Raw genomic sequence first — 13348 nt, 5'->3', positions numbered from 1 at the left:
TCCCCCTGCGCGCCCGGGCCAAGACCGGCCAGGCACGTGCTTGAAGGGTACAGCTTCGGGGGAAGCCGCGCCAGCCAAGGCGCGGCGGGCTGCCGGGGCCCTCTGGTCATTGCAGCATGTAGGTCTCGTACTCGAGCCGGTCCAGCTTGCGGTCGAGCAGGTAGATCGCCAGCGCCACCACCACCAGCAGCGAGACCGCGAAGCCGTAGCCGTACCACGCCGGCCCGAACTGCAACGTCAGCGAAGTCAGTGCGAGATTGAGCACCACGAACAGTCCCGACAGCAGCAGTACCTCGCGGCGGCGGTCGAGGTAGAAGTAGATGTTCAGCACGCCGAGCAGCACCACCTGCAGGCTGGCGCCGATCACGTCCACGTACAGCAGCGGCAGGTACAGCTCGGAGATGCCCAGGAGCGCCAGCACGTAGCGGCCCACCACGAACAGCAGCAGCGCGGCGATGGCCTGCACCTTCACGATCTCGTACAAGCCCAGGCGGATCGTCTGCACCATGGTGTTGCGCATGTCCTCGATATGCTCGAGCGAACTGCCGCCGCGCACGGCGTTGTAGAACGCGTCGTAGTATTCGACGAAGTCGGTCTCGATGCGCACCAGGAACACCGCCATGCCGGGGATGATCGCCAGGTAGGCCAGGAACACCGGGATGTCGTAGATGATCGATGCGTGCAGCGGCCCGATCACCTGCTGTCCGGTGGATGGCGCGTACCAGAACATGAACTTGTCGAGCCAGATGCCGAGGTTGTAGAGCAGGCCGATGGCCATCAGGCTCGGATAGGCGTTGCGGCGCTGGAACACCTCGAACGACATGAAGCGCTGGCTGGTGTAGTTGCGATAGATCAGCACCACCATCGCCGTGAGCAGGCTCAGCTGGCCGGCGACGAAACCGGACAGCAGGCCTTCGAGCCCGTAGTTGCGCAGCGCCAGCGCAGCCGCCACGGTCAGCGTGTAGCCGAGCAGGAAGGTCCATACGATGGCCTTGTACTGCTTCATGCCCGACAGGAAGATCACCGCGATCCAGATATTGCTCATGACCACGAAGCCCGCGATCATCAGCAGCCGGTACAGCACCGATTGCTGCCGGAACGCAAACAGCGCGCACGCCAGGCCGATCGCGCCGGCCAGCACCGTCACCAGCAAGGCCACCGCGTGGAAATTCGACAGCACGAGGTGGGACCGCTTCTCGAACAGCCGGTCCGACGTGAAGCGCGTGAAGGCCAGCTGCATCGGCCCGGTGAGTATCAGGCTGACCGCGATCAGGTAGGTCACCGACACCTGGAATTGCGTCACCAGGCTGCCCGGCACCACGAAGGGCAGGCTCAGCACGCCGATCAGCAGGATGCCGACGATCGACAGCACCCACGGGCCGGAACTGATGATGCCGGCGTAGGCATAGGCGCCGAGCATGCCCGACAGGCTGTCCCGCCGCAGCATCTTGCGCAGTTCGAAACCAATCCCCGCCATCTCAGCGACCTCCCTTCATGGGGCAGCCCGCGGCCTGGGCCGCCGTCATGGGCGAGCCGGCCGTTGCGCCCGGGACGCCCGCGGGCGCCCCGGGCGGCTGCGCCATCAGGCGCGTGTACAGCTCGCGGTAGCTGCCAACCATCATCTCCTGCGTGTAGTAGCGCTCCACGCGCTGGATACCGGCCTGCTGGGCGGCGTGCCAGGCCTCGGGCGAGCCCAGCAGGTCGATGGCCTTCTGCGCCAGCGCGGCCGGATCGGCAATGCGCACCACCGCGCCCGCGGCGCCCAGCCCGGCGTCCTCGCCGGGCTGGCCGAAGATCAGTTGCCGGCACGAGCCCACATCGGTGGTCACGCACGGCACGCCGGCGGCGAAGCCTTCGAGCACCACCAGCGGCAGCGCCTCGGAGATCGAGCTCAGCACCAGCACGCCCACCTTGGGCAGCAGGTCGTCGATGCGCTGGAAGCCGAGGAACCTGACGCGATCGCCCAGCCCCAGGCTCTCGGCCAGGCTGCGGCACTCGCGCGCGTACTCCGGATCCTCGTCCTCCGGGCCGGCAATCCAGCCTTCGGCATCCGGGTACTGGCGAACCACCGTGAGCATGGCGCGGATAAAGGTCTTGATGTCCTTGATCGGCACCACCCGCCCGATCAGGCACAGCACCGGCGGCACGCCGGGCGCGCGCTGCGCGCGCAGCGCCGCCAGCCGCGGCAGGTTGATGCCATTGGGAATATTGCGCGTGCGCGCGGCGCTGGCCCCGTCGGTGACCTGGCGCTGGCGGTTGCCTTCGTAGAGCGCCACGATGGTGTCGCCGGCGTCGTAGCACACGCGGCCAAGCGTTTCGAAAAAGCGCACCCACAGCTCGCGGAAATAGCTGATCTGCGAGATGTCGCGCTCGAACACATTGCGGTTGTCGCGGATCCACTGGCTCTGGAACAGGTCGATCTTGCGTTCCTTGGTGTAGATACCGTGCTCGGACACCAGCAGCGGGCGGCCCGTGCGGTAATGCAGCATGGCGCCGAGGAAGCCGGCATAGCCGGTCGACACGGTATGGTAGACCTTGGCCGGCAGCAGGTTCGTGGCGACGCGGGCAAGCTGCCACAGCGGCTTGTGCATGATGCGCACGGTCCAGAAGTAGTCCGTGAAGGACGGGTCCGTGCAGTACCGCCGGTACTGTTCCGTGATGGTCTGCCAGGCGTTGCGGCTGTACAGGAAGGCGTCCTCCGACAGCCTGCCGCCGTCGCTGAGTTCAGGCATCAGCGCGCGGATCAGTTCTCCGGCCGCGGCCTCCTGCCCCGGCTTGCGCAACACCTCGTGCAGGCGCGCCGAGGCGGCAAAGGCGGTGGCGTCGCCAGCGCTGCCGTGCACCAGCGGCGGCGGCGCGAAGTCGTACAGGAAGTGGGTTTCCAGGTGCACCACGTTCTCGGGCAGCGCGTAGACCATGTTGCCGTAGTCTTCGCGGCGGCTGCCGATGAAGACGATGGCGAAGCGGATTTCCGGGAAGGCCCGGATCATCTGGTTGACCCAGCTCGACACCCCGCCGCTGACATACGGGAAAGTGCCTTCGAGCAGCAGGCAGACGTCGGCCGAGTCGGCGCGGGGCAAAGGGGTATCGCTCATGATTGCCAGTAACGCAGCATGGGCCGCACCAGGGGCAGCGGCGATGGGCTGTCGAACGACAGCAGGAGGGCGCGCACCGCGGCATAGTCGCGTTCGAGGTAGGCGGCTTCGGCCAGCAGCGGCAGCGTGCGCTCGCGCGAGAAGCCCAGCCGCTCGGCGCGCTGCAGCCACTCGCGCGCCTGCGCGGGTTCGTTGCGGGTCAGCGCCAGGCGCCCGCGCATGTACCACAGGCCCGCCTGGCTGCCGTCCACCTCCAGCGCGGCGCGGGCGTGGCGCTCGACCTGGTCGGCGGTGTAGCGATAGACGTCGCCCTGCACCAGGTTCTGGTAGATCAGTTCCCAGTACAGGTCGGCCACGCGCTTGTGTATCTCGGCGCGCCCGGCGTCGTCGCCGGCGTCTTCGAGACGCGGCAGCTCGGCCAGGATCCGCTGCGTGAGGTGCTTCTCGGCGCCGTCGAGCATGCCATAGGCCAGCAGGCGCACGTCGTCGGCGCTGTCGGCCAGCAGGTCGCGCAGCACCGGGCTGGAGGTGCGCGCCGGCATCGACTGCATGGCCACCAGCGCGGTCATGCGCTCGGGCAGCGGTGCGCGCGTGTTGCCCAGCTGGGCGCGCAGGCGGGCGCCGCCGCCGTGCGTGACGCGCGAGATCAGGTGGGTGACGAACACCGGCAGCCCGACCAGGCCGATGCCGCCCGCTTCGTTGCGCCCGGGGAACAGCCGCGCGATCAACAGGCTGCCCACGCAGACGACGGAACCCGCCAGCGGCACCAGCAGGCAGAACGCGAACAGGTAGCCGTAGCTCCATGCGAACGGCACGCGAAAGCGGCGCGGCAGCAGGCGCCACAACACCATGGCGATCATCGCGGCGGACAGGGCTTGCATGCCCAGGAAGGTCAGCAGCAGCGCGGTGCTGTTGCCGGCGCGCGCCAGCAACGCCAGGGCGGCGATTTGCGCGGCGACGCCGCCGATGCCGAGCTTACCCACGGCCAGCCTCGCCCAGTGCCACCGGCACCGGCACCGGCGCCGGCTGTACATCCACCTGGCAGCGGTGCAGCAACCGCACCAGTGGCTCGACCGGCGCGCTGGCGGGCACGGCCAGCGTGTGCACGCCGATGCGCGCGGCCTCGAAATCGGTGCCGAACTGGGCGCGCAGCATGTCCTCGATGCGCACCAGGTAGGCCGAGGCGGCCTCGCTGCCGGACAGCGGCATCAGCGTGAGCAGCGCGCGCTGGTGCGCGCTGCTCAGCGGCCATGCCACGTCGAGCGCGCGGCGGCTGCGGATCACCTGTTCGAACAAGGCATCGCGCGATTCGTCCAGGTCGAACACCAGCGCCACGATCGTGCTTTCGATGCCGCTGTCGCGGCGCAGGCGCGACAAGCGCGCGTAGTCCAGCGCGAAGTCGTACGGGCAGCCGGGAATCGCCGCCGCGATGGCGCGCGTGGAGACCGCATGCTCGACGCCATCGGCGTAGTAGCCCATCAGCACCATGAGCAATTGCAGGTTCTCGTAGCTGAGCGACAGGAACGGCATGCGCTCGACTACCAGCAGGCCGACCAGCTTGTCGGCGCCGGACAGTACCGGCGCCACCGCCACGTAGCGGGTCTGCGGGTGATCGGCCGGCTGGCGCGCCACGCCGCCGCTCTGGAGGTGCGCGAGCTGCCGCGTCTCCAGGCAATGGCGCACCAGCACGTCGTCGCGATCGAACTCGAAGTCCGGGCCGATCCGCGCCGATGCCTCGGCGTCAACCGTATCGCCACGCACCGCGTAGAGCGCGGCCGCCTCGAGCTGGCAGGCCTGCGCCACCACCTGCAGCATCGGGCGCGCGCCCACCAGGAGGCCGCCACCGCCGCCACTGTCCTCGAGCGATACCGCGCGCATCTGCGACAGCGTGTCGCGCAGCGTGGTCGGCTTGGCCAGCAGGTCGTTCTCCAGGCGCGCATGGGACACGCGCAGCAGGTAGTGGTTCTTGGTGAGCGCGGCCAGGCGCTCCTCCAGGTAGCGGTTGAGGGCGCGTGCGCGTGCCAGCCGCGTGCCCCAGACATCGCCGAACTGCCCGGCCACCAGCACCGTCAGCAGGCCGCCGAGGAAGAACAGGCGCGGGAACTCGCCCGGCTGCGCCCCCATCTGGTGGAAGAAGAACCAGCCACCCAGCATCATCAGCACGCTGCCCACGCCGATGAGCGTGCCATAGCGCAGCGCCAGGATCAACGGCAGCAGCCAGGCCCAGGGAAAGCCGAGCCCCAGCAGCAGGGGGTTGCCCGGCAGCACCAGGTAGCCCGCGCCCAGCGCCAGGACCATCGTCACCACCAGCTCGACCAGCGCGACCGGTCCGCTCGTGGCAGGCGCGATCAGCCGCAGATAACGGCCGCCCGCGCCAATGCCCTGTCCTTCCCGTATCTTGTCGGCTGTATTGGCCACGATCGCGCTCTCCCGCGTCTCAACCCTGGCGCAGCGGCGCCAGCAAGCGGCGCAGCAGCTTCTGCGCGGTGCCGGACAGCGATTCGCGGCTCCAGCCGCTGTCGCTGCCGGTGGCGGACCACACCACTTCGCCCGTGCTCACGTCGAGCAGTTGCAGCGAGATGCCCACCGCCGGCTCGCCGTCCACGCCGACCTTGTAGCGCCATTCCTGCACGGCGCCGGTCAGGGCGTAGCGCACCTTCTGCGTACGCGCCCATTCCAGTGCCTTGCCCACCGCTTCGCGCTCGGCCGGCTCGAACAGCGTTTCCGGGTTCAGGCTGGCCGGGTAGCGGCGCACGCTGGCGATGCCGCCGGTCTTGAGCAGGCTCTCGGCGATGGCCTCGGCGCGCAGGCCGGCCTGCGGCGTCTCGGTGTAGTTGACGATAGGCAGGACCGCCAGTGCTTCGCCGGCGCTCAGCGCAGGTGCGCGGCCCACATCGGTCACCGCGCAGCCGGCCAGGCACAGGGCCGCGCCCATTGCGCCGCACCAGCCCAGCAGGCGTGCCACGCGATGCTGCTTCTTGCTAGTTGTTTCCATGACGCTTTTCCCCTAAACGATTGAATCCCGATTGCATGCGGTGAACCGGCGCGGCGTGGTGCCCGCCCGGACTAGAACAGCCATCTGTAGCGCACGCCGACTTCGGTCAGCGGCGTGCCGCCATTGCGCGCGGCGGTTTCGTGCTGCACATACATGGACAGGTGATCGTTGCCGAAGACCGTGCCCGCGATGCCCAGCTGCGCGCGGAAGTTCTGCCCCGCGCGGGTGTCGTGCAGCAGCCCGAGCTCGGCGAACGGCCGCCATTTGTGCGTGTAGTCGTCGAGCAGCTCGGTGCCGAAGCCGACCGTGACGCCGGCCTGCGTGAAGCCTCCGGGCATGTAGAACGCCGGCGTGGCGGCGTCGCCGGCGGGCACCAGCGTGGCCAGCTTGCCGCTCAGCGTGCCGCCGCGCGTGTTGTAGCTGGCATGGGTGCCGACCATCCGCACGGTGTAGTCCGGGTAGGCGGTGCGGATGCGGTAGCCCAGCTCGACGTCGTACACCACGCCGTTGCCCAGCGACGAGCCATCCTGCCCGCGGAAGCGGTTGTACTCGACGCGCGCGCCGGCGAACTCGCGCAGGCCGAAGTTATAGCTTGCGCCCAGCCCCAGCACGTCCTTGGCGCCGCCGACGCGCAGCGCGGCCGATTCGTCCGCGTTCTGGTTCAGGCCGGCCACGGTGGTAAAGCTCACGCGGTTTTCCTCGCGCCACGCGCCGGTGAAGCGCGCGGTGGTCATGCTGTCGAGGCCGTCGCGCCGTCCCACGGCGAGCCGCCAGCGCTTGTGCAGATCGCGGTAGCCCAGCGAGAGCTCGCCACGCTGGTCGGAGCCGGGCACGCCGGTGAGCTGGGCCTGGTCGACGCTGCGCTGGCTGCGCCAGACGCCGCGCAGGTTGAGGTCATAGCCATCCCACAGGCGCACGCCGCCGGCCAGGCTGTAGTCGAAGTAGGCGAGCGGGCTCTGGCGCTGGTAGGTCACGCGCGGCTCGATGGCCTGCGCATTGAACAGCAGCGTGTCCTGCAGGGTTTCCTGCAGCTTGTCGTCGGCGCGGGCGATGTCCTGCGCATCGAAGGCCTGGGTCTGCGCGGCGCCGAGGCGGCCGAGCTGCACGTTGGCCTCGATCTGGTTGTCCACCGGCACCCGGCCGGCCTGGCGCTCCAGCACGCGGTCGAGCGCGTCCAGGTCGCCGCCGGCCAGCGCCAGCGTGACTTCGGCATAGGCCGGGCGCAGCAGCTGGCGTGCGTACTGGCGGGCCAGCCAGGCACGCGCGAGCGCGTTGGACTCGTTCGACAGCGCCCACGCCAGCGCCACTTCCCTGGCCGCGGCGGAGACCACCGCCTGCTGGCGCGCCTCGCGCTGCGCCATGTCCTGCGGCAACCTGAGTTCCAGCGGCGGCAGGCCCGGGATCTCGCCCAGGCGCGACTTCGGCGCGGCCGGGCCGGTCCAGTCGGCGGCGCGGGCGCCGGCCATCACGCTGCGGTCGGCGCCCAGCATCTCCATCACCAGCCGCCGCGAGACGTCGCCCGAGGCGAAGATCTGGCCCAGCGCCACGGTCTGGCGCCGCAGCTCGGCCGGGGCCGGGCCGCCTTGCGCGTCCGCTTCCTCGGAGGCGGGGCCGAGCGCGCGCGGGTCGGAGGCGCGGCGGCCCTGCGGGCTCTTGTCGCTGTGCAGGTCGATCCAGGCCTGCCGGCGCAGGCGCCAGCCGGTGTCGGTCTGGCCGATGGCGTCGCAGGCATCGGCGGCGAGTCCCAGCCAGAGCGGGTCGGCGCTCTTGCCGCTGGCCATCTTGCGCAGGTAGTGCAGCGCGCCGCGGCCGTCATGGAAGCGCATGCTGCCGGCGGCGAAGGCGCCCCACAGGTCCGGGTTGTCTTCGGCCTCGCCCCTGAGGCGCAGCATCATGGCGCGCACCTCGGTATCCGGGCCCAGGTCCACCAGCGACCACATCAGCGCGGCCAGCGTCTCGCTGCCGGCGTCGGGCAGGCTGGCGGCGCGGCGCAGGTCGGCCAGGGCCTGGTCGCGTTCGCCGCGCGCGCGCAGGTATTCGGCGCGCATGGCGAGGAAGCGGCTGGCCTGCTCGGCCTGCCTGAGCTGCGCGGGCGTCATGGCCTGCAGCAGGCTGGCGATGCGGTCGTAGGCGCGCGCGCGGGTGTAGTAATTGATGGCAAGCTCGAGCGACTCGAGCTTGCCGCCCTTGCGCCAGCCGGCTTCGGCGATGCGCCCGGCATCGATGGGCGAGCTGTCGTAGAAATCGATCAGGTTGGAGAAATCCGATTCCTCGCTGTCGCGCACGTCCTCCAGGCAGTGGTTGCGCCCGGCGCCGGGCGGCATCTTCAGGCAGTGGTCGTCATGTGTCCCGGCCATGGCCAGCGTCAGTTGCCGGTAGCCCTGCTCGAGCAGGTCCTCGCGCTGGTTCAGGCGCGCCAGTTCCGTGAGCGTGCGCCAGAAGTCGATGTCGGTGGGGCCGGCGGCGGGCATGGACGGCACCATCGCCTCCAGCGCCTGGCGCAGCGCGCCGCGCACGTAGAGCAGGTTGGCCCGCTTGAGCGCGTATCCCGGGCGCGGGCCGAAGCGTTCCTGCAGGGACGTGTACAGCGCGAAGGCGCGGGCGTCCTTGCCGGCGCGCTCGGCCAGCTCCGCCTGCCGCTCCGTCACCTGGCGCGCGTTGGGGCCGCGGCTGAGGCTCTCCAGGAAGGCCATGCCTTCCTCCGGCTCGCCCAGCCGCTCGTAGGTAGCGACCACCTCGTCCACGGTGGCGAGGTCGCCGGTGCCGGCTCGATGGCGCAGCGCGGCCAGATAGGCGCGGTCGTCGTTCAGGGCCGGGGCCAAGCGCAGCACCGCCTTCCAGGCGGTCTCGTCGTTGCTGGCCTGCGCATACTCGAGCCAGCTCTTGAGCGCGACCGTGGGCTGGCGGTTCCACTCGGCCACCTGGGCCAGGCGCTCGCGCCAGCGCGCCGAGCCGGGCAGGTGCTTGACCGCGGTCTCGGCCACGCGCTGCGCGTCGTTCAGCTTGCCGGCCGCCAGGAAGACCTGGAAGGCGAGTTCGTAGTCGTCCGCGTTGAAGGCGCGGTCGGCCGTGTCCGGGTCTGCGGCGGCGGGCGCCGCGACGGCGGCCGGGGCGGCCGGCCTGCCCTGTACATCGGCCACGCGCCGCAGGCGTGGCATGCCGGCTTCGCCCATGGCGCGGCGCAACGCCAGCCCGCGCGGTCCGTCGAGGAATACCACGCCTTGCGCGGCCCACGGCTGGCTGCCGGCGATGCCCCGAATCCCCGCCCGCTGCGCGGCGGCGCCCGCGGGCATGCCTTGCACGCTCGGCGGCTGGCGCAGCAGCCGCTCGACGTAGCGCGCGGCCTGCTCGGGGCGGTTGGCGGCCAGCGCCAGCCTGGTCAGGTAGCGCAGGACTTCCGCGTTGTCGAGCAGCTTGCCGCCGCGTTGTTCGGCCTGGGCCAGCRCCTGGTCCAGCAGGTTGCCGGATTGCAGCGTCTTCAGCCCGGCCAGGAACAGCCTGCGCTGCTCGGCCGGATCGGTGGCGCGCGCCTGCGCGCTGAACAGCGCTTCGGCCGCCTGCTGGTAGTCGCCGCCGGCAAGCGCCGCCGAGGCGGCCTGCGCGTTCCACAGGTCGGCGCGGGCGGGATCGCTCCTGGCCAGCGCGCGGTAGAACACCTGGGCGGACTTGAGCGCATTGATCGCGCGGGCGGTGGTCGCCAGGTCTTCGAGGTCGGCGCGCGTCCATGTCATCAGCGCGGCCTGGCCGAGCAGGCCGGCAAGGTGCTCCACGTGCTGGTTGCGCTCGGGCGTGTCCGGCGGCGCGGCAAAGGCGCGCTGCTGCGTGATCTCGATGCGGGTGCGCAGGATCTGGCCGGGCAGGTCGGCGTCGGCGGGATTGCGCACAGGGCCCTGGCGCGCGGCGTTGTAGCGCGCTTCGAGGTGACTGAGCATGCGTTCGGCCTCGTCCAGCCGGCCGGTGCGCGCGTATTGCTCGGCCAGCACCGCCATGAAGCCGTTGTCGTCCGGCGTGGCACGCCACCAGGCCTCCAGGTAGGCCATGCTCAGGCCATCGACCGCGCGGCCTTCGCCCAGCAGGCGTTCGCGCAAGGTCTCGCGCGGGAACATCAGCGCCAGGCCGATCCCCACCATGGCGGTGAAGGTCAGCACGAACGCAGGCGGCAGCAGCCGCTCGCGCTCAGGCGCCGCAGGTGATTTCAACGCTTTGCTTGGCATTGCCGGGATTGGAGACGGGCGTGGTGTCGAAACGCAGCGTGCCACGCTCCCGCACGCCCGCTACCGCCTTGCCGTCGATGGCAACCCGGCAACGGTCTGCGCCGGCGAGGCGGAAAAATGGCCTGGTGTAGCCGCTGAAGTCAAAACGGATCTGTTGCGCGCTGCCCTGGCCACCGCGCCGCCAGCCGCGCACGAAGCCGCTGGCCTCGACGATCTCCGGCACCGCCGGCATCCTGGCCGCGTCGTCGCGCATCACGATGCGCGAAGCGCCGTCGACGAGGTGCACGTAGACGCCGCCGCCGGGCGCCGGCGAGGTGCCGGTCACATTGTGCGAGCCGGCCACGTCGGGTACGCCGGCGCCGGTCCAGCGCACATTGCGCAGGTTGCCGTCGCCGCGCACGATCCACGCGGCGGGCTGCCTGCCGTCGCCGCCGGCGCCGATCTCGCGCGCCACCGCCATGCCCTGCCAGTCGATCACCTTGCGCGCGTAGTCGCTGGCGTGCACCGGCATCAGCGGCTGGTTCAGCGCGTAGTCGTAGACCTTGCGCAGCGCCTTGAGGGAAGCCGCCTTGGTACCCGAGTAGCTGTGATAGTAGATGTTGACCGACTTGAAGCGGTACGGCCGGTCGGTCAGCTCATAGGTCTCGATCACGCGCTCGAAGCCATAGAACGGGCCGTGCCACAGGTTGGTGTAGACGTTTTCGTTCTGGTTGGGCGCAAAGACCTGGAAGGTGCCGTCGGCCTTGTTCACGCCGATCGGCGAGATCGCCGTCCAGCTAGGGTTGCTGCGCGTGATCAGCGTGTCGCCGCCGTTCATGTTGAGCACGCCAGCCTGGTCGGCCAGCTTGATGGCCTCGGGCGGGGGCTGGCAGTCGCCCGACCACAGCAGCATGCTGACCGGCTTGCTGGCGGGCGCGAGCGTGCGGTTGATATAGTCGATCGAGCCGCCGATCTCGCGCCGCAGGTCCATCTGGTAACCGGGGATCGCGAGGTGGTAGTCGTCGTCGCCCTCGGTGGGGTTCTGCGCGTGGGTGCCGTCGGGCACGGTGCGGCCCCATTCGAACGGGTGCGAGTAGGTGTGGCTGGCCACCTCGACGTACGGCTGCGCGAAGATCTTGCGCGCGATCGGCTCGAGCTGCGCGGTCAGCTTGGGGTACATGCCGTCGCTGGCGACTTCGCCCTGGATGATGGACATCGTCATCGGCAGGCGATAGCGGTCCCAGATCTCGCGGAACAGCACTTCGCCGGAGAAGCCGCCGCCGGGGATCTCGGCACGCGAGGCAAAGCCGTCGCCGTCGACGTGGATGGTCAGCAGGCGGCGAGCGTTCTCGGTGGTGACGTCCGGCACCGGCATGGCCGGCAGGCGCAGCGCCTCGCGCAAGAAATCCAGCGGCTGCACGACCCAGCGGTTCTGGTCGTTGGCGCTGCGGCGCACGGCGTAGGGGCCGAGCACGTAGCCGCCCCAGGGCGTGATGGCGGCGGCGTCGTAGGTCAGCGTGCCCGAACGCAGGCGCAGTAGCGAGCGAAAGCCCGGGCCGTCGCCCACCTGCACGGCAGCGGCCTGGGTGCGGTCCGGCGCCACCGGCATCTCGAAGCCCATCATGGGATCCTTCGATACGACCTCGGCGGTCTTGCCGACCTTGCCCTTGACCGCATTGAGCTGCAGCGACGAAGCCAGCGAGCCGCCGATGCGCGCGCCGAAATCGTTCAGGAACACGACGGGGATGCCCTGGCCGACCATGCGCTGGATCCAGCCGGAGAAACGGCCGGGCTGGTCGCGCACATTGCCGCCCATCCAGACCACGACGCCGGCGTAGCGGTCCGGGCCGATCTCCGGCAACGGCTGGCTGGCTTCGGCGAAGTCCACGCGATAGCCCAGGTAGTTCAGCGGCATCGCGACGAAGCGCACGCCGGCGGAGTCGTCGATCGAGACGCCGGCCTCGCGGTCCTGCACCACCAGCACGCGGCGCGGCATGACCTCGATGGCGCCGATGCCGACGGCCTGCAAGCCCGGGTCGGCCACGTAGGGAATGATGTCCAGCGCGCGGATGCGTGCGGCGGTGTCGCGCGCGCACTTGCGGTCGGCTGGCGGGCAGTAGTCGATGGAAATCACCGGCAGGCGGTATTGCTCGCGGATGATGCGGGCCTGGCCGAGCAGCCAGTTGCGGTCGGCTTCGCTCACTTCGGTGTAGCGCTTGTTGCCCTGGTCCCAGCCGCGGTACAGCGACTCGAACGCGACCGCGTAGGCGAGCTGGTGGACCTGCGGCAGGATCTCGAAGCCGCGGTTGAAGATCAGGCGGGCGTCGGGGTAGCGCGCCTTGATGGCGCGGATCACGGCGACCATGCCGGCTTCCTGGCTGGCGCGCGCCGCGTCGGTCTTGGCCACCAGCTGGTAGGAGTCGAGCGTGTCGAGGAAGAAGCCGCGGTAACCGCGCTCCCACAGCGGCGCAATGACCTTGTCCACGTAGAACGGGGGCCAGCCCGGCGCGGCCTGGTCCACCACGCGGGCGCCCCAGGCATCGTTGTTGCCGGTCAGCCAGGCCTTGGGAAGGTCCTTGAGGTAGGAGCGCGACGGCTCGACCTCGCCCACGCTGACGTAGGCGAACCAATCGGTACCGGGGGTAGCGGCGCGGCGCGGGTCGAAACCGCTGTCGGGCTCGACCACCGCGATATCGAAGGCCTGCAGGGCATCCACCGGCGGCTTGCTGCCGTAATGGAAGGCGATATTGGGCGCGCGCGCGCCGGGGACTGCAACCGCTCGTGCGGCCGCTTGTCCGCCCGCTTGTCCGGCCACCTGTCCGGCCACCTGCGCCTGCGCCGGGCCAAGCCAGGCTGTGAATACGGTCAGCAACGCAGCAAGCCAGGCCCACGTCATCGTCGTGCCCGCACTCGCGCCGCACAAGCCGGCCATGCGACGCATGAGGCCGTCCAATCGCAACAATTTCACCTACTGACCCCTGTTGTTCTTCATTCTTATGCCCGTCCCGGAAGAACCCGCCTGTCTGACTTGCGGCACCGTCCTTGCGGTGCCCGGCAAGCGATGC

General features: G+C 70.1%; 7 protein-coding genes. All 7 read right to left on the bottom strand.

Features of this window, described 5'->3' with window-relative positions; genetic code table 11:
- Positions 1-106 precede the first annotated feature (106 nt).
- The gene (pelG, locus tag AB4Z48_RS01130) at positions 107-1477 is read right to left on the bottom strand and encodes an exopolysaccharide Pel transporter PelG (RefSeq protein ID WP_441611984.1); all 1371 of its coding nucleotides are present in this window, start codon (positions 1475-1477) and stop codon (positions 107-109) included.
- 1 nt (position 1478) lies between these two features.
- Positions 1479-3095 (bottom strand): GT4 family glycosyltransferase PelF, encoded by a 1617-nt coding sequence (gene pelF, locus AB4Z48_RS01125; RefSeq protein ID WP_441611983.1) that lies wholly within the window; start codon positions 3093-3095, stop codon positions 1479-1481.
- On the bottom strand, positions 3092-4078 hold the full coding sequence (locus tag AB4Z48_RS01120) for a tetratricopeptide repeat protein (RefSeq protein ID WP_441611982.1): 987 nt from the start codon (positions 4076-4078) through the stop codon (positions 3092-3094). Before AB4Z48_RS01120 ends, pelF begins: the two co-directional genes overlap by 4 nt.
- Entirely contained in the window at positions 4071-5513 is a 1443-nt protein-coding gene (locus AB4Z48_RS01115) for a PelD GGDEF domain-containing protein (RefSeq protein ID WP_441611981.1), read from the bottom strand. The genes AB4Z48_RS01120 and AB4Z48_RS01115 overlap by 8 nt, the downstream gene beginning before the upstream one ends.
- A 19-nt stretch (positions 5514-5532) precedes the next feature.
- On the bottom strand, positions 5533-6090 hold the full coding sequence (locus tag AB4Z48_RS01110) for a penicillin-binding protein activator LpoB (protein WP_441611980.1): 558 nt from the start codon (positions 6088-6090) through the stop codon (positions 5533-5535).
- 71 nt (positions 6091-6161) lie between these two features.
- Positions 6162-10304: a tetratricopeptide repeat protein gene (locus AB4Z48_RS01105; RefSeq protein ID WP_441611979.1), complete on the bottom strand. Its 4143-nt coding sequence runs from the start codon at positions 10302-10304 to the stop codon at positions 6162-6164.
- Complete coding sequence (locus tag AB4Z48_RS01100) at positions 10267-13179, bottom strand: bifunctional glycoside hydrolase 114/ polysaccharide deacetylase family protein (protein WP_441612265.1); 2913 nt, start codon at positions 13177-13179, stop codon at positions 10267-10269. Before AB4Z48_RS01100 ends, AB4Z48_RS01105 begins: the two co-directional genes overlap by 38 nt.
- Positions 13180-13348: the final 169 nt, after the last annotated feature.

Origin of the sequence: Cupriavidus sp. 2TAF22, assembly GCF_052115045.1 — a bacterium.
Taxonomy (GTDB): Bacteria; Pseudomonadota; Gammaproteobacteria; order Burkholderiales; family Burkholderiaceae; genus Cupriavidus.
The sequence above is the reverse complement of the archived record's forward strand: the minus strand, read 5'-3'. Positions and strand labels throughout refer to the sequence as shown.

Coding starts and splice junctions, on each gene's coding strand:
- pelG (WP_441611984.1), bottom strand. CDS start 1,477: ATGGCGGGGATTGGTTTCGAACTGCGCAAGATGCTGCGGCGGGACAGC.
- pelF (WP_441611983.1), bottom strand. CDS start 3,095: ATGAGCGATACCCCTTTGCCCCGCGCCGACTCGGCCGACGTCTGCCTG.
- AB4Z48_RS01110 (WP_441611980.1), bottom strand. CDS start 6,090: ATGGAAACAACTAGCAAGAAGCAGCATCGCGTGGCACGCCTGCTGGGC.
- AB4Z48_RS01100 (WP_441612265.1), bottom strand. CDS start 13,179: ATGACGTGGGCCTGGCTTGCTGCGTTGCTGACCGTATTCACAGCCTGG.